Here is a 20,990-nt window from a genome sequence, read left to right as displayed (position 1 = left end):
CCAGATAGGACAAGGGTTGACGAGATGTCCTATAGGGGTAAAAACCCGTAAAACAGCAGGGTTTTTGTGTTTTCACGTAATTAATCGTGCCGTCATGGGCGTGTTTTGTGGTTTTTTATTTCACATATGACCCGCTCTGATAGCGTCCATAACTGCTTATTTCGCGATTATTCAGAATAAATTTTTACATAGCGATCTGTCGGAAGGCGCTGAAGCTGGCGCTTCCAGGCCGCAAGCGGTTAGGCGCAGAGGCAAAGCGTGAAGAATTACCGATGTTGAAGGGAACGCGTCTTGCCTATCTATGACAGGCAAGACGGAGAGATTAGTGCTGGCAGAAACGATGAATTAGCTGTGCGATCAGCGTACGTGTCGGCTTGATGAACGACGTATCGATGTACTCATCCGGCTGATGTGCCTGATTGATAGAACCGGGGCCGAGCACCAACGTTGGGCAAAGCTGCTGGATAAACGGCGCTTCGGTACAGTAGTTCACCACTTCCGTCGGTTGTCCCAATAACTTTTCCACCACCTGCGCCAGAGGGCTATCGGCCTGACACTCATAGCCGGGAATGGGCGGATGCAGTTCGTTGATGGTCAAGCGCCCCGGCCAGCGGGAACTGACCGGCTCCAGCGCCTCGGTCACGAGGCCGTTGATATCGTTCAACGCCATGCCGGGCAGCGGGCGGATATCCATATGCAGTTCGCAACAGCCGCAGATGCGGTTGGCCGCGTCGCCGCCGTGAATATGCCCGAAGTTCATCGTCGGGTAGGGAATATGGAATGTGGGATTGTGATAGCGCTCTTGCAGGGTATTGCGCAATGTCATCAGGTGAGTGATGGACTCGTGCATTAATTCAATGGCGTTGACCCCGCGCGCCGGATCGCTGGAGTGACCAGACTGGCCCTGAATGCGTATCGCTTTGGACATGTGGCCTTTGTGCGCGCGCACCGGTTGCAGTGAGGTCGGCTCGCCGATGATGGCGCAATCCGGTCTGATGCGCGTGGATTCGGAGAAATATTTGGCGCCTGCCATTGTGGTCTCTTCGTCGGCCGTCGCCAGAATATAAAGCGGTTTGGTTAGCGTGGCCGGATCGATGTCGCGCAGCGTATCCAGAATGAAAGCGAAGAACCCTTTCATGTCGGCGGTGCCCAGACCGTACAGCCGGTTGTCGTGTTCGGTCAGGGTGAAGGGATCGCGCGTCCAGCGCCCGTCGTCGAACGGCNCGGTGTCGGTATGACCCGCCAGCAGCAGACCGCCGCTGCCTTCTCCCCGGCGCGCCAGCATGTTGAATTTATGGCGCGTTCCGGGTACGGGTTGCACTTCAACGTGAAAGCCCAGATCGGTAAACCAGCCTGCCAACAGGTTGATTAATGTTTCATTACTTTGGTCCAGATCGCTATCGGTGGCGCTAATGGATGGCGTAGCGATCAATGCCCGGTACAGCTCAATAAAAGGGGGTAAATTCATCTTCACTGTTGACAGCCTCTGGTTTGAATAGTATCAATATTCATGCATTTTTTGTGAATAAAAATACATTATTGCCAGGTGAAAGAAAATCACAAACTGCGGCGCGGACCGCGCTTATGCTTTTTTCTGGCATCGTGGGGGGAGCGGCTTATCCGCATCAGTCCCCGGCTCTCGTCTCACCGATCGCGATATAACAAAGGTATACGGATCTCATGTTGAATACGTTGATAGTTGGTGCAAGTGGTTATACCGGCGCGGAGCTGGCACTGTACCTGAACCGTCACCCTCAGATGAACATAACCGCTTTGGCGGTTTCAGCGCAAAGTGTAGATGCGGGAAAATCACTCTCCGATCTGCATCCCCAGCTTAAAGGCGTTATCGACTTGCCTGTCCAGCCGCTCACCGACGTTGCCGACGCGGCCAAAGGCGTCGACGTGGTATTTTTAGCCACCGACCACAAGGTGAGCCACGATCTGGCGCCGCAATTTCTGGCGGCGGGCTGCACCGTGTTCGACTTGTCCGGCGCCTTCCGCGTGCAGGACGCCGATTTTTACAGCCGCTATTACGGCTTCGACCATCAGCATGCCGACTGGCTGGCGCAGGCCGTGTACGGGCTGGCCGAGTGGCAGGCTGAAGAGATCAAACAGGCGCAGCTGATCGCCGTGCCGGGTTGCTATCCCACGGCCTCTCAGCTGGNGCTGAAGCCGCTGGTGGAAAGCTGTCTGCTGAATACCGACCAGTGGCCCGTGATCGACGCCACCAGCGGCGTTAGCGGCGCCGGACGCAAGGCCACCATGACCAACAGCTTCTGCGAGGTCAGCCTGCAGCCCTACGGGCTCTTCACCCATCGACATCAGCCCGAAATTGCCGCGCATCTGGGGATTCCGGTGATTTTCACCCCGCATCTGGGCAATTTCCCGCGCGGTATTCTGGCAACGATTACCTGCCGTCTGCGTCCCGGCGTGACCGCACAGGACGTGGCTGAAGCCTACTACAACGCCTACCACGACAAGCCGCTGGTCCGGCTCTACGCTAAAGGTGTTCCGGCGTTGAAGTCCGTGGTCGGCCTGCCGTTTTGCGATATCGGTTTCTCGGTGCAGGATGAACATTTGATCGTCGTATCCACCGAAGACAACCTGCTGAAAGGCGCAGCGGCGCAGGCGGTACAGTGCATGAATATTCGTTTTGGTTTCCCTGAAACCCAGTCCTTACTCTGATTATTTCTGAGGCGCAAAGACCCATGAATCCGTTAATTATCAAGCTAGGTGGCGTACTGTTGGATAGTGAAGAGGCGCTGGAGCGTTTGTTCGACGCGCTGGTTGAGTATCGTCAGCAGCATCAGCGCCCTCTGGTCATCGTGCACGGCGGCGGTTGTCTGGTCGACGACCTGATGAAAAAGCTGTCGCTGCCCGTCGTGAAAAAGCAGGGTTTGCGCGTCACGCCTGCGGATCAGATCGACATCATCACCGGGGCGCTGGCGGGGTCCGCCAACAAAACGCTGCTGTCATGGGCGGTAAAGCATAGCATTCAGGCCGTCGGGTTGTGTCTGGCTGACGGCGGCAGTACGGTGGTGACGCGGCTGGATGAAGCGCTGGGTCATGTCGGCAAGGCGGAAGCGGGTTCTCCCGCTTTACTCACAACGCTACTGGGGGCCGGTTATCTGCCGGTCATCAGTTCCATCGGCATTACCGCGGAAGGTGAACTCATGAACGTCAACGCCGACCAGGCGGCGACGGCATTGGCTCAGACACTGGGCGCGGACCTAATTTTGCTCTCTGACGTCAGCGGCATTCTGGACGGCAAGGGCCAGCGCATCGAAGAGATGACGGCGGAGAAAGCCGAGGCGTTGATCGCCCAAGGCATCATCACAGACGGCATGGTGGTCAAGGTCAACGCCGCGCTGGACGCCGCGCGCGTACTGGGGCGTCCTGTGGATATCGCCAGTTGGCGTCATGCCGAGCAACTGCCGGCGTTGTTTAACGGCGTCTCTATCGGCACGCGTATTTTGGCGTGATGCCGAGTTTATCGACACCTGACTCGCCCTGCCGGACGAGTCGGCGTAAGACAGTCTTTCTGGCGGGCGATGGAGCGCCATCCGCTCGTCATCATTTGAATACCGGGAGTTAAAGTTATGGCTTTGTGGGGCGGACGGTTTAGTCAGGCAGCAGATCAACGTTTCAAACAGTTCAACGATTCACTGCGGTTTGATTACCGTTTGGCGGAACAGGACATCACGGGCTCCATCGGGTGGTCTAAAGCGCTGGTGACGGTCAATGTCCTGAGCGAACAGGAACAGCAGCAGTTGGAGCAGGCCTTAACGGTTCTGCTAAAGGAAGTTCAGGCCGATCCTCATGCCATTTTGCAAAGCGATGCCGAAGATATTCACAGTTGGGTGGAGCAACGCCTGATTGAAAAGGTGGGCGATCTGGGTAAAAAACTGCATACCGGCCGTAGCCGTAACGATCAGGTCGCGACGGACCTTAAGCTATGGTGCAAAGCGCAAATCCATGAACTGACGGAGACTATTCGGCATCTGCGTGAGGCGCTGGTAGCGACGGCGGAGGCGAATCAGGATGCGGTCATGCCGGGCTACACCCATCTCCAGCGTGCTCAGCCGGTGACGTTTGCTCACTGGTGTCTGGCCTATCACGAGATGTTGGCGCGTGACGAAAGCCGTTTAGCCGATACGCTGGCTCGTCTGGACGTCAGTCCGCTGGGCTGCGGCGCGCTGGCGGGGACGGCCTATCCTATCGACCGTGAACAGTTGGCCGGCTGGCTTGGCTTCGCCTCCGCGACACGTAACAGTCTGGACACGGTATCAGACCGCGACCATGTGCTGGAGCTGTTGTCCAACGCGTCGATCGGCATGGTGCACCTGTCTCGTTTCGCCGAAGACCTGATTTTCTTCAACAGCGGGGAAGCGGCATTTGTGGAGTTGTCCGACCGCGTGACTTCCGGCTCTTCCCTGATGCCGCAGAAGAAAAACCCGGATGCGCTGGAGCTGATCCGCGGTAAATGCGGACGCGTACAGGGCGCGCTGGCGGGCATGATGGTCACGCTGAAAGGACTGCCGCTGGCTTACAACAAAGACATGCAGGAAGACAAAGAGGGCTTGTTCGCTGCGTTGGATACCTGGCATGACAGCCTGATGATGGCCGCGTTGGTGCTGGAAGGTATTCAGGTTAAGCGTCCTCGTTGCCAGGAAGCGGCAGAGCAAGGCTATGCCAACGCCACCGAACTGGCGGACTATCTGGTCGCTAAAGGCGTCCCATTCCGCGAAGCGCACCACATCGTGGGCGAAGCGGTGGTGGAAGCCATCCGTCAGGGAAAAGCGCTGGAAGCGTTGTCATTGGCCGAACTGAAAACGTTCAGCGGAGTCATTGAAGACGACGTGTACCCCGTGTTGTCGCTGCAGTCCTGTCTGGATAAGCGCGCGGCGCAAGGCGGCGTGTCTCCGCAGCAGGTGGCTGCGGCTATCGCGGTTGCCAAACACAGCTTATCCTGATGCATCAAGGAGGCGGATTCTGTCCGCCTCCGTTTCATTCCACTCCTGAATCCGTATCGCATTTCCCCCTTTTTTTCTTTCAAATCACGGCCATGACCTGAATCCTTTCTGGACATCCATACAGCATGCTTTTACCTTGACGGGCAGCGGCAAGAGAACCCGGAGGCGGTGTGGCAATCACCCTTTTTTACGGCATTGGCGGAGGCGTGGTCGGTCTGATGATCGGCTGGCTGGTGGCGAGTTTGTTACAACAGCAGCGTCATGCGCGCTATGAAACCGAACGTCAGTTGCAGGAGCAATCTCTGCAGCAGGCGCATCAGGCCCTGAGCGAGAGCCGAGAGGCGCGTCAGCAGGATCAGACTCGGTTAAACGATCAAGAACGCGAGCTGCGGCTTTTACACGGTCAGCTGGCGGCAGGTCAGGAAAAACTGTTGCAGATGACGGCGCTGCGAGCCGAGTGCGAACAGCTGAACCAGGAGCTGCGCGCGCTGCGAGAGGCGAATGGCGCTCAGGAAGCGGAACTGCGTGAGGTGACGATCCGGCTGGAAGAGACGCGGCTGGCGGCGGAAGAGAAACAGCGCCTGCTGATCAACAGCGAGCAACGCCTGTCGGCGCAGTTCGAAAATCTGGCCAATCGTATTTTCGAGCAGAGCGGTCGCAAGGTCGACCAGCAAAACCAGTTAAGTCTGGACCGGCTGCTGACGCCGCTGCGGGAACAGCTTGATGGCTTTCGCCGTCAGGTACAGGACAGCTTTGGCGAAGAAGCGCGCGAGCGTCATACGCTGGCGCACGAAATCCGCAATCTTCAGCAACTCAACGCCCGAATGGCGCAGGAAGCCGTCAATCTGACTCAGGCACTGAAAGGCGACAACAAAACGCAGGGAAACTGGGGCGAAGTCGTTCTGAGCCGGGTGCTGGAAAGCTCCGGGCTACGGGAAGGGCACGAATATCAAACGCAGGTCAGCATACAGACGGGGAGCAACGGCAGGATGCAGCCGGATGTTATCGTCCGTTTACCGCATGGGAAAGACGTAGTGATCGACGCCAAGATGTCGCTGGTAGCGTACGAACGCTATTTCAATAGCGAAGACGAGCTCGATCGAAGCGCTGCGCTCAATGAACATCTGGTTTCTATTCGTAGCCACATACGGTTGCTGGGCAGCAAAGATTACCAGCAGCTTCCGGGCTTGCGTTCGCTTGACTATGTGTTGATGTTTATTCCGGTGGAGCCCGCATTCTTGCTGGCCATCGACCGGCAGCCGGAGCTGATCACCGAGGCGCTCAAAAACAACATCATGCTGGTCAGCCCGACCACGCTGTTGGTGGCCCTTCGCACTATCAATAACCTGTGGCGCTACGAGCAGCAGAGCCGTAATGCGCAGCAAATCGCAGAGCGGGCCTCCCGTCTATACGACAAACTGCGGTTGTTCGTCGACGATATGACGACGTTAGGACAGAATCTGGATCGGGCTCAGAGCAGCTATCATCAGGCGATGAAAAAAGTCGCATCCGGCCGCGGAAACCTGATCGGGCAGGCCGAAGGATTTCGTTCGCTGGGCGTGGAAGTGAAACGGCCCATCAAAACGTCGCTGATGTCGGATACGGACGTGATGAGCGTGGAGTGCCATACCGATGAGGACGTGCCGAATGAAACGTTTCATGACGAAAAATCCGGTTAGCGCGCCTATTCAGGGGGTGTAGACTTTTGGCGTTCGGCGGCACCCCGCCCGCGCGCATCAGCCCGCGGCGGCAAAGAAGGGCAGTGGCTTTTAACCTGGGTCTGTTACACTCTTCGTAAGTGGGGAAACCCGGATTTTGACAATAGCAGGCGGATAACATGGCAGACGATTCGGAGAAAACAACGCACTTTGGTTATCGCACCGTGGCGAAAGACGATAAAGAGACCATGGTGGCTGACGTTTTTCATTCTGTGGCGGCAAAGTACGACTTGATGAATGACCTGATGTCTTTCGGCATCCATCGTATCTGGAAACGCTTTACCATCGAATGCAGCGGCGTACATCGCGGTCAACGCGTACTGGATTTGGCCGGCGGCACCGGCGACCTGACGGCGAAATTCTCGCGTCTTGTCGGCGAAGAAGGAGAAGTGGTACTGGCGGATATCAACGCCTCCATGCTGCAGGTCGGCCGCGAGAAACTGCGCAACAAAGGCGTTATCGGCAACGTCAGCTACGTGCAGGCGAATGCGGAAGCCTTACCGTTCCCTGACAACACGTTTGATTGCATCACTATCTCTTTCGGCCTGCGCAACGTCACCGAAAAAGAGCAGGCCCTGCGCTCCATGTTTCGTGTATTGAAGCCGGGCGGTCGTCTGCTGGTGCTGGAGTTCTCCAAACCGACGACGAAAGCGTTGAGCAAAGTCTACGACCTCTACTCCTTCCACGTGCTGCCGCGCATTGGCGAAATGGTGGCGCGCGACGCGGGCAGCTACCGCTATCTGGCTGAGTCTATCCGCATGCATCCGGACCAGGACACGCTGAAGTCCATGATGGTCGACGCTGGCTTCGACAACGTCAATTATTACAATTTGACCGGTGGGGTGGTTGCCCTGCATCGCGGGTTTAAATTCTGAGTCTGGACATGCCAATGCGGATAATGCCTGTACTGACGGCTGCGCTGGAAACGGCGCTCAATCAGTTACTGTTTCGTGATCGAAGCATGAAGGCGGCCCGTCAGCGCCTGCATGGAAAAACGCTGCGTATCGATATCGCCGAGCTGCGTGCGCCGCTGGTGCTGATTTTCAGCGAACAGCGGCTGGACGTCGTCAGCCAGTGGGCGTCGACGCCGGACTGTCGGCTGGTGACTCAACTGTCCGCGCTGATCCAATTGCGCGATCGCCAGCAGCTGTCCGCGCTCATGCGCAGCGGCGAGCTGACGCTGGAAGGCGATATACAGGTGGCTCAGCAATTCATCGCTCTTCTCGATCTGGCAGAAATCGACCCGGCTGAATGGCTATCGCCTTACGTGGGCGATATAGCTGCGGAAGGGCTGAGCCAGACTGCACGTAAAACGGTCGGCGCCGTCAGTGGGATCCTGTGTCGTCAACGGCACTATTTGTCGGAAACGCTGACTGAAGAGTGGCGGCTGCTTCCGGGAAAACTGGAGGCGACGTGGTTTGGGGATGAAGTCGAGGCCTTGGACCACGAGGTGGACGCATTGTCTGAAAGACTGTCAAAACTGGAGGAAACGCGATGACGCCGGGGGAATTAATTCGCCTTTATCGTATTGTCTGGGTATTGCTGAGCTACGGACTTGACGAACTGATCCCACGCGTGCCGCTAACCCTTCCCGTCCGTTTCGTGCGGCGTCTGCTGTTCTGGTTACCTAATCGGCACCAGAATCAACCGCTGGGGGAACGTCTGCGGCTGGCTCTGCAAGATCTGGGGCCGGTCTGGATCAAATTCGGCCAGATGATGTCTACCCGACGCGATCTGTTTTCTCCCGCCATCGCCGATCAACTGGCGAAACTGCAGGATCAGGTCGAACCTTTCGACGGAGAGCTGGCGCGCCAGCAAATTGAAAAGTCGATGGGCGGCAAGTTGGAAAACTGGTTCGATGACTTCGACGCCAAACCGCTGGCCTCGGCTTCCATCGCTCAAGTGCATACGGCGAAGCTGAAATCGACGGGCAAAGATATCGTCATCAAGGTGATTCGCCCGGATATCCTTCCCGTCATTCAGGCGGACATCAAGCTGATGAAACGGTTGGCCAGTTGGCTGCCGCTACTGATGCCGGATGGCCGTCGTCTGCGGCCTCGTGAAGTGGTGCGTGAGTATGAAAAAACGCTGCTGGATGAGTTGAACCTCCTGCGAGAAGCCGCCAACGGCATTCAGCTACGACGCAACTTCGAAAACAGCGGGCTGCTTTACGTGCCGGAAGTCTACTCGGACTATTGCACCGAACGGGTGCTGGTGATGGAGCGGATTTACGGGATCCCGGTGTCGGATATGGACGCGTTGAAAGCGCACGGCGTGAACCTGCCGCTGCTGGCGGAACGCGGGGTTCAGGTTTTCTTCACACAGGTTTTTCGCGACAGTTTCTTCCACGCCGACATGCATCCCGGCAACATTTTTATCAGCTACGAACACCCTGAAGATCCCCTGTATATCGGCATCGATTGCGGCATCGTCGGCTCCTTGAACAAGGAAGATAAACGCTATCTGGCGGAAAACTTTATCGCCTTTTTCAACCGCGACTACCGCCGCGTGGCCGAGCTGCATGTCGATTCCGGCTGGGTGCCTGCGGATACCAATGTCGAAGAGTTCGAATTCGCGATTCGGACCGTCTGTGAGCCCATATTCGAAAAGCCGTTAGCGGAAATTTCTTTCGGTCATGTATTATTGAACCTCTTCAACACGGCGCGACGCTTCAATATGGAAGTTCAGCCGCAGCTGGTCTTGCTGCAGAAGACGCTGCTGTACGTCGAAGGCATTGGGCGTCAGCTGTATCCGCAGTTGGATTTATGGAAAACAGCCAAGCCATTTCTGGAAACCTGGTTGAAAGACCAAGTGGGCATACCCGCCATGGTGCGGGCTTTCAAACAAAAAGCCCCGTTTTGGGCGGAAAAACTGCCTGAAATTCCTGAACTGCTCTACGACGGACTTCGCCAGCACAAAAAGCTGCGAGAGAGTATGGAACATTTAGCGGATGAGCTGCGTGTTCAGCGGGTGCGGCAAGGCCAGTCGCGTTATCTTTTGGGCGTTGGCGCGGCGCTGCTGGTGAGCGGTACCGTGTTGCTGGCCAGCCATATCGAAGCGAACATTGTGCCCTCCGGTATGATCGCCGCCGGGATTGTCGCCTGGATCGTAGGATGGCGTTGTACGCGTTGAATAAGATCGTAATCAGTAGCATGATTGCCGTTATAAAACACGGCAGTTTGATAATCCCCTTGCATAAGAGGTAGTGACATGGGCGGTATTAGTCTCTGGAATTTATTGATCATCGCAGTCATCGTGGTGTTGCTGTTCGGAACCAACAAATTAAGAACGCTGGGTTCGGATCTGGGCGCTTCCATCAAAGGCTTCAAGAAAGCTATGAGCGACGATCAAACGTCTGCCTCGGATGAAAAGGCGCAGCAGCAGGATGCGGATTTCAACACGAAAACCGTCGCTGAACAGCAGCCGGAAACGAAGCAGGAAGAAAAGAGTCAGTCAAAAGAGCGGGTGTAATCGGTGTTTGATATTGGCTTTAGCGAACTGCTGTTGGTGATGGTTATTGGACTGGTGGTATTAGGTCCGGAGCGTCTTCCCGTGGCGGTAAAAACGGTGGTGGGCTGGATTCGCGCTTTACGCTCTCTGGCATCATCGGTGCAAAACGAACTGGTTCAGGAAATGAAGCTGCAAGAGTTGCAGGACAGCCTGAAGAAAGTGGAACAGGCCAGCAACCTGCAGAATCTCTCGCCTGAGCTAAAAGCCTCCATGGATGAGCTAAAGGAAGCGGCGGACTCCATGAAGCGGACGTACACGGTGGACCAGCTAGGCGAAGAAAAGAAAAGCGACGCGCCGAGCCAGCCGTTGAATGACCCCGAAGCCGCCCACGATGGGGTTATCGAGCACGAAACGACGACGGTGCCCACTGCGGTGGAAAAATCCGCCGTGGCCCAAAGCCCGACTGCTGATAACACTGCCAGCGAGTCCGGCAAGGCGAAAACCCCTTCGCCCGCTGCGACACCCTCGTCTCCCTCTCAACCACGTGATGATCATTAATCTATGGCCGTTGATGAAACCCAGCCGCTGATCAGCCATTTGATCGAGCTTCGTAAGCGGTTGTTGAATAGTATTCTTTGTGTTCTGGCAGTCTTTGTCGTGTTGGTCTACTTTGCGAACGATATCTATCAGATTGTCTCCGCACCGTTAATCAAACAGCTTCCCGCTGGCGCCAGCATGATTGCGACCGATGTCGCCTCGCCGTTCTTTACCCCAATCAAACTGACCCTGATTGTCTCGGTGTTCGCTTCTGCGCCGCTGGTGTTGTATCAGGTTTGGGCCTTTGTTGCGCCGGCGCTGTACAAGCATGAACGTCGCCTGATGATGCCGCTGTTATTCTCCAGCAGCCTGTTGTTCTATCTCGGCATGGCCTTCGCTTATTTCATCGTATTTCCGTTGGCATTCAGTTTTTTTGCCCAGACTGCGCCCGCCGGCGTGATGATCGCGACCGACATCAACAATTATCTGGATTTCGTCATGGCGCTGTTTATGGCGTTTGGCGTGTCGTTCGAAGTGCCGGTAGCTATTGTGCTGCTGTGCTGGAGCGGTGTGGTGACGCCGGCAGAGCTAAAGCAGAAACGTCCTTATGTACTGGTTGGCGCATTTGTCGTCGGTATGCTGCTGACGCCGCCAGACGTCTTTTCCCAAACTCTTCTCGCGATACCGATGTATCTGTTGTTCGAGATAGGGGTCTTTTTTGCCCGCTTCTACGTTGGCAAAGGACGTCGAAATGACGAGGAAAACCAGGAAGACCCTGCGCCGTAACGGCGGCGATTGCCGGAAAGCCCGGTGCCGCCCCAGCGCGGTCAAAACGTCATATTGGACACCTCTCGCCGAGAGGTGTTGTTTTTTAAGCGTCTCGTGACACATGGGACACAGATGTGAACCGCAGGACTGACGTCGATGTTTGATATTGGAGTTAACCTCACCAGCTCACAGTTTGATAAAGATCGCGAACAGGTGGTGCGGCGCGCCCGCGAGGCTGGCGTCACCGGCCTGCTGATTACCGGCACCAGCGCCGAGGAAAGCGAACAGGCGCTGGCATTCAGCGAAGCCGTTCCCGATTACTGCTGGTCGACCGCAGGCGTTCATCCACACGACGCCAGCACCTGGACAGAAACAGTGGCTGAGCAAATTCACAGGTTGGGTCAGCGCGATAAAGTTGTCGCTATTGGCGAATGCGGTCTGGACTTTAACCGCAACTTCTCTTCCCCCGAGCAGCAGGAACACGCATTTAGTGCCCAATTGGCGCTGGCTGCCGAACTGTCTTTGCCGGTGTTTCTGCACTGCCGTGATGCGCACGAACGTTTTATGGCGTTGCTGCAACCGTGGCTGGATAAAGTGCCTGCCGCCGTCGTTCACTGCTTTACGGGCGATCGTCAGGCGTTGAGCGACTGCCTGAATGCCGGACTGATGGTTGGCATCACCGGCTGGGTCTGCGACGAACGCCGAGGTCTGGCGCTGCGCGAACTACTGCCGCACATTCCGGATGAGCGGCTACTGCTGGAAACGGATGCGCCTTACTTGCTACCGCGGGATTTAGAGCCTAAACCCACTTCCCGACGTAATGAGCCCTGTCATCTTCCCCATATTGTCCGGCAGGTAGCCGCCTGGCGCGGACAAGACGCCGTTTGGCTGGGTGCGATGACGGATGACAATGCCCGCCGGATTTTCCGGCTGGCTTCGACTGGAGAATAATTCTATGAGCACTGCTTTTCCCGGCGCATTCCCTGGACGACGTCTGCGCCGACTGCGTCGTCATGACTTCAGCCGCCGCTTGGTGGCCGAAAATCAGGTGACCGTAAACGACCTTATCTACCCTGTGTTTGTCATGGAAGGCAAAGCGACGCGTCAGGAAGTGCCATCTATGCCGGGCGTGTATCGCCTGACGATAGACGAACTGGTGAAAGAGGCGGAAATCGTCGCCAAACTGGGTATTCCCGTGTTGTCGCTCTTTCCCGTAATCGAGGCGGATAAGAAGTCGCTTCATGCGGAAGAGTCCTACAACCCGGACGGGTTGGTACAGCGGGCGGTGCGTGCGTTGAAGGCCGCGGTGCCTGAGCTGGGACTGCTGACTGACGTGGCGCTGGACCCCTATACCACCCACGGTCAGGATGGGATCATCGACGACGACGGCTATGTCGTAAACGACATCACGAAAACCATCCTGGTTCGCCAGGCGCTGTCTCACGCGGAAGCGGGCGCGGAAATCGTTGCCCCTAGCGACATGATGGACGGCCGCATCGGCGCCATTCGTAACCAACTGGAAACTCAGGGGCTGGTTAATACTCAGATCATGGCGTATTCCGCCAAGTATGCCTCCTGTTTTTACGGACCTTTCCGAGATGCGTTGGGTTCCTCCGGCAACCTGAAGGGCGGTAACAAGAAAACCTATCAGATGGATCCGGCGAACGGTGCGGAAGCGCTGCAGGAGATCGCCCAGGATCTTCAGGAAGGCGCAGATATGGTGATGGTGAAGCCGGGTATGCCGTATCTCGATGTGGTCCGTCAGGTGAAAGACACCTTCGGGGTGCCGACGTTCGCCTATCAGGTCTCCGGTGAATATGCGATGCAGATGGCGGCGATTCAGAATGGCTGGCTGCAGGAGCAACCGGTGGTGATGGAATCACTGATGTGCTTCAAACGCGCCGGAGCGGATGGGGTATTGACCTACTTCGCGAAACGCGTGGCGCAGTGGTTGCGTGAGGAATCTCTGCAGCGCTAACGGCAATCGCCGTCAGCATTTTTTAAACTGGCGGTTATCAATACTCTGCTTAACCTGTTTATTCAGCAGGTTAAGCAGCAGCATGGAACGCGCCTCGCCGTCGGGCTCCGCATAGATGGCTTCCAACCCGTTGAATGTCCCTTCCGTAATCGTCACGGTATCGCCCGGCTGCGGGGTTTCCGGGTCCGTCATCACTAACGTCGGGTTCAGGGCTAGTTCGTCAATCACTCCCTGAGGCACCGTCGCGGGCAGCGCGCCAAAACGGACGAAATGGCTGACGCCGCGCGTCGCGCTAATCGTGGTGGTGTGAATGTGTTCAGGATCGAAAGCGACAAACAGATAATTGGGAAACAGCGGTTCGCTGACCTCGGTACGTTTTCCGCGTACAACCTTTTCAACGGTAATCATCGGGCTCAGGCAGTTGACCGTCTGACGTTCCAGATGCTCTTTTGCCCGCAACAGCTGCCCGCGCTTACAGTAAAGTAGATACCAGGATTCCATAATTTCACTAATCTATTGCAATTTTCGGCAAGAATAACAAAAGCGGCACGGGATAAATAGCGCCCGCAGGAAGCGACAGTTTGTAGAAGAAACTTTATAATAACTGCACCACCGAACGTCCTGATGAACAGCATGAAATACCGTGATTTACGTGAATTCCTTTCCCTTCTCGAAGAAAAGGGCGAGTTAAAACGCATTACCCAGCCCATCGATCCTCATCTTGAAATGACCGAGATTGCGGATCGTACTCTGCGAGCCGAAGGCCCGGCGCTGCTGTTCGAAAACCCGATCGGCTACGATATGCCGGTGCTATGCAACCTGTTCGGCACGCCGAAACGCGTCGCGTTGGGGATGGGGCAAGATGACGTCAGCGCTCTAAGGGATGTCGGCCGACTGCTGGCATTTTTGAAAGAGCCGGAACCTCCACGCGGATTCCGTGATTTGATGGACAAGCTTCCCCGTTTCCGTCAGGTACTGAATATGCCGACTAAGCGCGTGTCGTCCGCCGCCTGTCAGGAAAATGTATGGCAGGGCGACGATGTGGACCTGACGCGCATTCCCGTGATGCACTGCTGGCCTGGCGACGCGGCGCCGCTGATCACCTGGGGACTGACAGTCACCCGGGGTCCGTTTAAGGAGCGGCAGAATCTGGGGATCTATCGCCAGCAGGTTCTAGGTAAAAACAAGCTGATCATGCGCTGGCTGTCTCACAGGGGCGGCGCGCTGGACTTCCAGGAGNGGTGTCAGGAACATCCTGGTGAACGCTTCCCGGTCGCAGTGGCGTTGGGAGCCGATCCGGCGACCATCCTCGGTGCGGTGACGCCGGTGCCGGATTCGTTATCCGAATATGCGTTTGCCGGACTGCTGCGCGGCCATAAAACCGAGGTGGTGAAATGTCTATCCTGCGATTTAGAAGTGCCAGCCAGCGCGGAAATTGTGCTGGAAGGATACATTGAGCCGGGAGAGTTGGCCGAGGAAGGTCCCTACGGCGATCACACCGGCTACTATAATGAAGTCGATAAGTTCCCGGTCTTCACGGTGACGCACGTGACCCAGCGCCAGAACGCCATCTACCATTCAACTTACACCGGCCGTCCGCCGGATGAGCCGGCGGTGTTGGGCGTGGCGTTGAACGAAGTTTTCGTGCCGTTGCTGCAAAAGCAATTTCCAGAGATCGTCGACTTTTATCTACCGCCGGAGGGGTGTTCTTACCGTCTGGCGGTCGTTACTATGAAGAAGCAGTACGCCGGGCATGCCAAACGAGTGATGATGGGCGTGTGGTCGTTTCTGCGGCAGTTTATGTACACCAAATTTGTTATCGTCTGCGACGATGATATTAACGCCCGTGACTGGAAAGATGTCATTTGGGCGATCACGACGCGGATGGACCCGGCGCGAGATACGCTGTTAGTGGAAAATACGCCCATCGACTATCTCGACTTCGCTTCTCCGGTTTCCGGACTTGGCTCCAAAATGGGGCTGGATGCAACTAATAAATGGCCGGGCGAGACCCAACGAGAGTGGGGCCAACCGATAACCAAAGATCCGCAGGTCGTGGCTCGTATCGATGCCATCTGGGATGAGTTAGCCATTTTCGATGACAGCGGAAAACGGCGCTAATCGACCGTTGCCGTCATTCCCCATTTCGCTTTGATGACCCTACAGAGGGAACGCATGACAACATTGAGCTGTAAAGTAACATCAGTAGAAACGATCACCGATACGGTTTATCGGGTTCGTTTATTACCTTCAGCCCCGTTTTCCTTCCGTGCCGGCCAGTATCTGATGGTAGTGATGGACGAGCGGGACAAGCGTCCGTTTTCTATCGCATCGACGCCGATGGATACCGATTTTATCGAGTTGCATATCGGGGCGTCGGACATGAACCTTTACGCGATGGCCGTCATGGATCGCATCCTGAAAGAAGACACTCTGGAAGTGGATGTTCCACACGGCGAGGCCTGGCTGCGAGACGACAGCGATCGTCCGTTGATTTTGGTCGCGGGCGGCACCGGTTTTTCCTATGTCCGTTCGATTTTGCTGACCGTGCTGGCTCATCAGCCCCAGCGTCCGGTCTCTATCTATTGGGGCGGACGGGAACCTCAACATCTCTATGATTTGGGCGCGCTGGAGTCGTTGGCGGAACAACACCCCAATCTGCAGGTTGTGCCGGTGGTTGAACAGGCGGAAGACGGCTGGCGAGGTCGCACCGGCACGGTGCTGAGCGCGGTGCTGCAAGACTTCGGCTCGTTGGCTGACCATGACATCTACATCGCCGGTCGTTTCGAAATGGCGAAAGTCGCGCGGGAACGTTTCTGTAATGAGCGTGGCGCGCAGCAAGAACATCTGTTCGGCGACGCGTTCTCCTTCATTTAAGGCCTTCCTTTCGCGATATCCGGCTCCGTCTATGACGGGGCCGGTTTGCTATTTATTGCTTGCTTCCGTGTGCACGGTGCTGATTGTCTGTTCTCCGGCGCATCCCGCTGTGCGTTTTGTTCTCGGCGTTATTAAGATTGATTGCGGGAGCGAGGAAAGACTAGACGTTGTTCTGCTGGCGTCAGGGGGCGACACTGCCGGATCCCTAGCGCTGTGTTAACATAAAAATACGCTGTGGTAGATGGAGATACTGATGGAATCGCTGGCCTCTTTGTATCATCAACATGTCGTGACGCTGCAAGAACGCACGAAGGCGGCGCTTGAACGCGGCAATCTGGACGCATTGCTGATCCACTCCGGGGAGCTGATGACGCTGTTCCTGGACGACCACGACTATCCGTTCAAAGTGAATCCGCATTTCAAAGCGTGGCTGCCGGTGACGCAGGTGCCGAACTGTTGGCTATGGGTCGACGGAGTAAANAAGCCGCGGTTATGGTTCCATTCTCCCGTAGATTTTTGGCACAGCGTCTCTCCGCTGCCGGATAGCTTCTGGACGAAAGAGTTCGACATCCAGGTGTTTCGAGAGGCTGACGATATCGGGCACGCGCTGCCTGTGCCGCGTCAGAATGTGGGCTATATCGGCAGCGCCATACAACGTGCAGCCGAACTCGGCATGACCCCTGAGCACATCAATCCCCAACGCGTGCTGAACTACCTTCACTATTATCGCGCCTACAAAACCGATTACGAGCTGGCTTGCATGCGTGAAGCGCAGAAAACCGCCGTCTCAGGTCACCGCGCCGCGCTGGAAGCGTTTCAGTCCGGCATGAGCGAGTTTGACATCAACCTTGCGTACCTCACGGCGACCGGCCACCGCGATAGCGACGTGCCGTATGACAACATAGTGGCGCTGAACGAGCATGCCGCGGTGTTGCACTACACCCAACTGAAGCATCAAGTGCCGGGGGAAGCCCGCAGTTTCCTGATTGACGCCGGCGCGCAATACAACGGATATGCGGCGGATATCACCCGTAGCTATGCCGCTCAGCATGACAGCGATTTTGCCGCGTTGGTCAAAGATCTCAACCAGGAACAGCGAGCGCTGATTGATACGATGAAATCGGGCGTGCGCTATACCGAATACCATGAACAGATGCATCGTCGGCTTGCCGGACTGCTGAAGCGACACAAGCTGGTGGGCGGCCTTAGCGAGGAAGCGATGGTTGAACAGGGGCTGACGCGACCGTTTTTGCCCCACGGACTCGGCCATCTTCTGGGGCTGCAGGTCCATGACGTCGGCGGGTTTATGCAAGACGATGCGGGCACCACGCTGGCCGCGCCCGAGTGCTATCCTTATTTGCGTTGCACGCGAATGCTGGAGCCCCGAATGGTGGTGACTGTCGAGCCTGGACTCTACTTCATCGATTCCCTGCTGGAACCTTGGCGCGCCGGCGCTCTTCGTCAGCACTTCAACTGGCAGAAGATTGATGCGCTGCGACCTGCGGGCGGTATCCGCATCGAAGATAACGTCGTCATCCATGACAAACGCATTGAAAACCTGACTCGCGCGCTGAATCTGGACTGATGTCTTCTTATCCGGTACCCGCTGAGCAGGTCAGCGTCAGCGAAGAAATTAAAAAAAGTCGTTTTATCAGCGTGATAAGCCCTGCTTGCGGCGTAGAGGCGGCAAAAGCCTTTATTCTTGCCCAGCGGGAGCAGCATCCTGCGGCTGTTCATCACTGCTGGGCCTATGTGGCGGGCGCGCCCGATGATTCCCAACAGTTGGGTTTCTCCGATGATGGTGAACCGGCGGGCACGGCGGGCAAACCGATACTGGCTCAGCTCATGGGCAGCGGTATCGGCGAGGTGGCGGCCGTCGTCGTCCGTTATTACGGTGGCGTCAAGCTTGGCACTGGCGGGTTGGTACGAGCCTACGGCGGCGGTATACAGCAGGCGTTAAAGCAAGTCACGCTTACACAGCGGGTACTGCTACGAGAGTATCGACTTCAGTGTGATTATCCCTTATTGGCGCCTGTCGAAGTCATCGTGCGTCAGTTGGAAGGGCAGATTGTCTCGACGGAGTATGGCGCTGACGTCAGGCTTCAACTGGCGTTGCCTTTACACGCCACCGATGAGGCCGATCGCCGATTACGAGATATTAGTCGCGGTGCGTTGCAATTACTGCCAATTTCACAATAATCCCAGCGCGAACTCATTGAACTTTTTGTTAAGGAAGGCCCTGTAATGCACTTGCGCGCCATAACCCGCATCGTTGGCCTGCTGGTCATCCTCTTTTCCGGCACTATGTTTATCCCTGGCCTGGTGGCGCTGATTTATCGCGACGGCGCGGGTAAAGCCTTTACGCAGACATTTATCGCCGCGTTGATTATCGGGCTGGTGCTCTGGTTCCCCAACCGCAAGCATCGCCATGAGCTTAAAGCGCGAGAAGGCTTTTTGATTGTCGTGCTGTTCTGGACGGTGCTGGGAAGCGTCGGGGCGCTGCCTTTCCTGTTTACCGACCGGCCAAACTTAACAATAACGGATGCGTTCTTCGAATCCTTTTCCGGACTGACGACGACCGGGGCGACGACACTGGTTGGTTTGGATTCGATGCCTAAAGCTATCCTGTTCTACCGTCAGATGTTGCAGTGGATGGGCGGGATGGGGATTATCGTGTTGGCGGTGGCCATCCTGCCGATTTTGGGTGTAGGGGGAATGCAGCTCTATCGCGCAGAAATGCCCGGCCCGCTCAAAGACAACAAAATGCGGCCCCGTATTGCCGAAACGGCGAAAACGCTGTGGCTGATTTACCTGTTGCTGACGGTATTGTGTGCGTTGTCTCTATGGTTAGCGGGAATGCCGGTCTTTGACGCCATCGGTCACAGTTTTTCGACGATTGCGATAGGGGGATTCTCTACGCATGATGCGAGCATCGGCTACTTCAACAGTCCTACCATCAATACCATTATTGCGATTTTCCTACTCATTTCAGGCTGTAACTTCGGCCTTCATTTCGCGGTATTGAGCGGCCGCAGCCTGAAAGTGTATTGGCGCGATCCCGAATTCCGCATGTTCATTTTCGTCCAGATGTCGCTGGTAGCCGTTTGTACCGTCGTTCTGTGGTTCCATAATGTGTACAGCTCGGGGATAGATACGCTGAATCAGGCGTTTTTCCAGGTGGTTTCGATGGCGACGACCGCCGGGTTTACGACGGACAGCATTTCACATTGGCCGTTGTTCCTGCCCGTGTTGCTCCTGTGCGCGGCCTTTATCGGCGGTTGCGCAGGTTCAACGGGCGGCGGACTTAAAGTGATCCGTATCTTGCTGCTGTTCTTACAGGGGTCGCGCGAGCTTAAAAGGCTGGTTCATCCCAATGCGGTCTATACCATCAAGCTGGGACAGCGCGCTTTGCCAGAAAGAATACTGGAGGCCGTATGGGGGTTCTTTTCCGCCTATGCGTTGGTCTTTATCGTCAGTATGTTGGCCGTTATCGCGACCGGCGTTGACGATTTTTCGGCGTTTGCCGCCGTTGCAGCTACGCTAAACAATCTTGGTCCCGGTCTGGGCGTGGTGGCGGACAACTTCACCTCAATGAATGATGCTGCAAAATGGATACTTATATTGACGATGCTGTTTGGCCGTCTCGAGGTATTCACGCTGTTGGTGCTGTTTACGCCGACCTTCTGGCGGGAATAACAAAAAGAGGTTTCCTTAGAATGAAAGCATTGATCCTGTTTTCCAGTACAGATGGCCAAACAGAGGCGATAGCAAATGTCATTGCCGATGAACTGAAAGAGAAGCAAGAATGCGATGTCGTCAATATTGACGATGCCGATAAGGTTGAACTTGCCCAGTACGAGAAAATTCTCTTGGGGGCATCCGTGCGTTATGGACATTTTGCGCCGGCGCTGGACCAGTTTATCCAGCGCAACCTGGTTTTACTGCAAAATAAGCCGAGCGCTTTCTTTTCGGTGAACCTTACGGCGCGTAAACCTGAAAAAAGCACGGTGCAAACCAATGCTTATACGCGCAAGTTTCTAACTCGTTGTCCTTGGAAGCCCGATTTAGGGGCGGTATTTGCCGGGGCGCTGCGTTACCCCCGTTATCGATGGTTCGACCGCGTCATGATTCAGTTGATTATGCGAATGACGGGCGGGGAAACGGATACCTCACGTGAGATTGAATATACCGACTGGCATCAGGTCCGCGATTTCGCTCAGCAATTCGGGCAATTAACGCTGAAAAAAAAGGCATAATGAGGATTATTGCAACGCATTGATGGAAAAAGACTCGCTTGAATATCTTTTTGCATTTAGCGCTTGTCAGCCCGAAATAACTCCCTATAATGCGCTCCCACTGACACGGCACAGCGGACAACGCAACGCGGTGACAGTCGGAGAAAAACGAAGAAAGTCGTTGACTCTGAATGAGGTAAGTGTAATATACGCGGCCTCACGTTAGTCGCCACGGCGGCAACGAAACGCTCTTTAANAATTTAATCAGACAATCTGTGTGGGCACTCACAAGACACTATCGCAACTAGATACGAAAAAGTCTTGAAGAGTGAACAACAGTTAATTCATTACGAATAAACAGTAAATTCTTTGAGCATCGCTATTAACTTAGCAAATCAAGCTTTTAATTGAAGAGTTTGATCATGGCTCAGATTGAACGCTGGCGGCAGGCCTA

20 protein-coding genes are annotated in these 20,990 nt (G+C 55.7%); 18 read left to right on the top strand and 2 right to left on the bottom strand.

Annotated elements, in window-relative coordinates; all coding sequences use genetic code 11:
* Positions 1-322 precede the first annotated feature (322 nt).
* Positions 323-1,474 (bottom strand): acetylornithine deacetylase, encoded by a 1,152-nt coding sequence (argE, locus tag SB13_RS00240; RefSeq protein WP_026738424.1) that lies wholly within the window; start codon positions 1,472-1,474, stop codon positions 323-325.
* 206 nt (positions 1,475-1,680) lie between these two features.
* Between argE and argC the strand changes: the two genes are divergently transcribed.
* The 12 genes from argC (at position 1,681) to hemB (ending at position 13,424) form a co-directional block, all read left to right on the top strand.
* Positions 1,681-2,685 carry an N-acetyl-gamma-glutamyl-phosphate reductase gene (argC, locus tag SB13_RS00235; protein WP_026738423.1) on the top strand — a complete coding sequence of 335 codons (1,005 nt, stop codon included), beginning with the start codon at positions 1,681-1,683 and terminating at the stop codon, positions 2,683-2,685.
* Between the two features lie 23 nt (positions 2,686-2,708).
* Entirely contained in the window at positions 2,709-3,482 is a 774-nt protein-coding gene (gene argB / locus SB13_RS00230; protein WP_026738422.1) for an acetylglutamate kinase, read from the top strand.
* 117 nt (positions 3,483-3,599) lie between these two features.
* On the top strand, positions 3,600-4,973 hold the full coding sequence (gene argH / locus SB13_RS00225; RefSeq protein WP_026738421.1) for an argininosuccinate lyase: 1,374 nt from the start codon (positions 3,600-3,602) through the stop codon (positions 4,971-4,973).
* 170 nt (positions 4,974-5,143) lie between these two features.
* Entirely contained in the window at positions 5,144-6,652 is a 1,509-nt protein-coding gene (rmuC, locus tag SB13_RS00220) for a DNA recombination protein RmuC (RefSeq protein WP_036150945.1), read from the top strand.
* A 158-nt stretch (positions 6,653-6,810) separates the two neighbouring features.
* A complete protein-coding gene (gene ubiE, locus SB13_RS00215; RefSeq protein ID WP_026738420.1) occupies positions 6,811-7,566 on the top strand; it encodes a bifunctional demethylmenaquinone methyltransferase/2-methoxy-6-polyprenyl-1,4-benzoquinol methylase UbiE in 756 nt (251 codons plus the stop codon).
* Positions 7,567-7,580: 14 nt separating this feature from the next.
* Positions 7,581-8,189 carry a ubiquinone biosynthesis protein UbiJ gene (ubiJ, locus tag SB13_RS00210; protein WP_026738419.1) on the top strand — a complete coding sequence of 203 codons (609 nt, stop codon included), beginning with the start codon at positions 7,581-7,583 and terminating at the stop codon, positions 8,187-8,189.
* Positions 8,186-9,823, top strand: coding sequence for a ubiquinone biosynthesis regulatory protein kinase UbiB (gene ubiB / locus SB13_RS00205; RefSeq protein ID WP_026738418.1), 1,638 nt, complete (start codon positions 8,186-8,188; stop codon positions 9,821-9,823). The genes ubiJ and ubiB overlap by 4 nt, the downstream gene beginning before the upstream one ends.
* Before the next feature lie 78 nt (positions 9,824-9,901).
* Positions 9,902-10,162: a Sec-independent protein translocase subunit TatA gene (gene tatA / locus SB13_RS00200; protein ID WP_026738417.1), complete on the top strand. Its 261-nt coding sequence runs from the start codon at positions 9,902-9,904 to the stop codon at positions 10,160-10,162.
* Between the two features lie 3 nt (positions 10,163-10,165).
* Positions 10,166-10,699, top strand: a complete 534-nt coding sequence (gene tatB, locus SB13_RS00195; protein ID WP_026738416.1) for a Sec-independent protein translocase protein TatB — start codon at positions 10,166-10,168, stop codon at positions 10,697-10,699.
* 3 nt (positions 10,700-10,702) lie between these two features.
* The gene (gene tatC, locus SB13_RS00190) at positions 10,703-11,464 is read left to right on the top strand and encodes a Sec-independent protein translocase subunit TatC (protein WP_026738415.1); all 762 of its coding nucleotides are present in this window, start codon (positions 10,703-10,705) and stop codon (positions 11,462-11,464) included.
* A gap of 138 nt (positions 11,465-11,602) precedes the next feature.
* Positions 11,603-12,397, top strand: coding sequence for a 3'-5' ssDNA/RNA exonuclease TatD (tatD, locus tag SB13_RS00185; RefSeq protein WP_026738414.1), 795 nt, complete (start codon positions 11,603-11,605; stop codon positions 12,395-12,397).
* Between the two features lie 4 nt (positions 12,398-12,401).
* A complete protein-coding gene (gene hemB / locus SB13_RS00180) occupies positions 12,402-13,424 on the top strand; it encodes a porphobilinogen synthase (protein WP_026738413.1) in 1,023 nt (340 codons plus the stop codon).
* Positions 13,425-13,436: 12 nt separating this feature from the next.
* Here the strand turns inward: hemB and rfaH are convergent, their stop codons facing one another.
* Positions 13,437-13,925: a transcription/translation regulatory transformer protein RfaH gene (gene rfaH, locus SB13_RS00175; RefSeq protein ID WP_026738412.1), complete on the bottom strand. Its 489-nt coding sequence runs from the start codon at positions 13,923-13,925 to the stop codon at positions 13,437-13,439.
* Positions 13,926-14,048: 123 nt separating this feature from the next.
* On the opposite strand from rfaH, the gene ubiD reads away from it, so the two are divergent.
* The 6 genes from ubiD (at position 14,049) to hemG (ending at position 20,557) form a co-directional block, all read left to right on the top strand.
* Positions 14,049-15,545, top strand: coding sequence for a 4-hydroxy-3-polyprenylbenzoate decarboxylase (gene ubiD / locus SB13_RS00170; RefSeq protein WP_026738411.1), 1,497 nt, complete (start codon positions 14,049-14,051; stop codon positions 15,543-15,545).
* 54 nt (positions 15,546-15,599) lie between these two features.
* Positions 15,600-16,301, top strand: a complete 702-nt coding sequence (fre, locus tag SB13_RS00165; protein ID WP_026738410.1) for an NAD(P)H-flavin reductase — start codon at positions 15,600-15,602, stop codon at positions 16,299-16,301.
* 253 nt (positions 16,302-16,554) lie between these two features.
* On the top strand, positions 16,555-17,886 hold the full coding sequence (gene pepQ, locus SB13_RS00160) for a Xaa-Pro dipeptidase (RefSeq protein WP_026738409.1): 1,332 nt from the start codon (positions 16,555-16,557) through the stop codon (positions 17,884-17,886).
* A complete protein-coding gene (locus tag SB13_RS00155) occupies positions 17,886-18,500 on the top strand; it encodes an IMPACT family protein (RefSeq protein WP_026738408.1) in 615 nt (204 codons plus the stop codon). The genes pepQ and SB13_RS00155 overlap by 1 nt, the downstream gene beginning before the upstream one ends.
* Before the next feature lie 45 nt (positions 18,501-18,545).
* Positions 18,546-19,997 (top strand): Trk system potassium transporter TrkH, encoded by a 1,452-nt coding sequence (trkH, locus tag SB13_RS00150; protein ID WP_026738407.1) that lies wholly within the window; start codon positions 18,546-18,548, stop codon positions 19,995-19,997.
* Positions 19,998-20,017: 20 nt separating this feature from the next.
* On the top strand, positions 20,018-20,557 hold the full coding sequence (hemG, locus tag SB13_RS00145; protein WP_026738406.1) for a menaquinone-dependent protoporphyrinogen IX dehydrogenase: 540 nt from the start codon (positions 20,018-20,020) through the stop codon (positions 20,555-20,557).
* The last annotated feature ends 433 nt before the right edge of the window (positions 20,558-20,990 follow it).

Source organism: Lonsdalea quercina subsp. quercina (assembly GCF_000688695.1).
In the GTDB taxonomy this organism is placed as follows: domain Bacteria; phylum Pseudomonadota; class Gammaproteobacteria; order Enterobacterales; family Enterobacteriaceae; genus Lonsdalea; species Lonsdalea quercina_D.
This window is presented reverse-complemented; position numbering and strand designations above follow the sequence as displayed.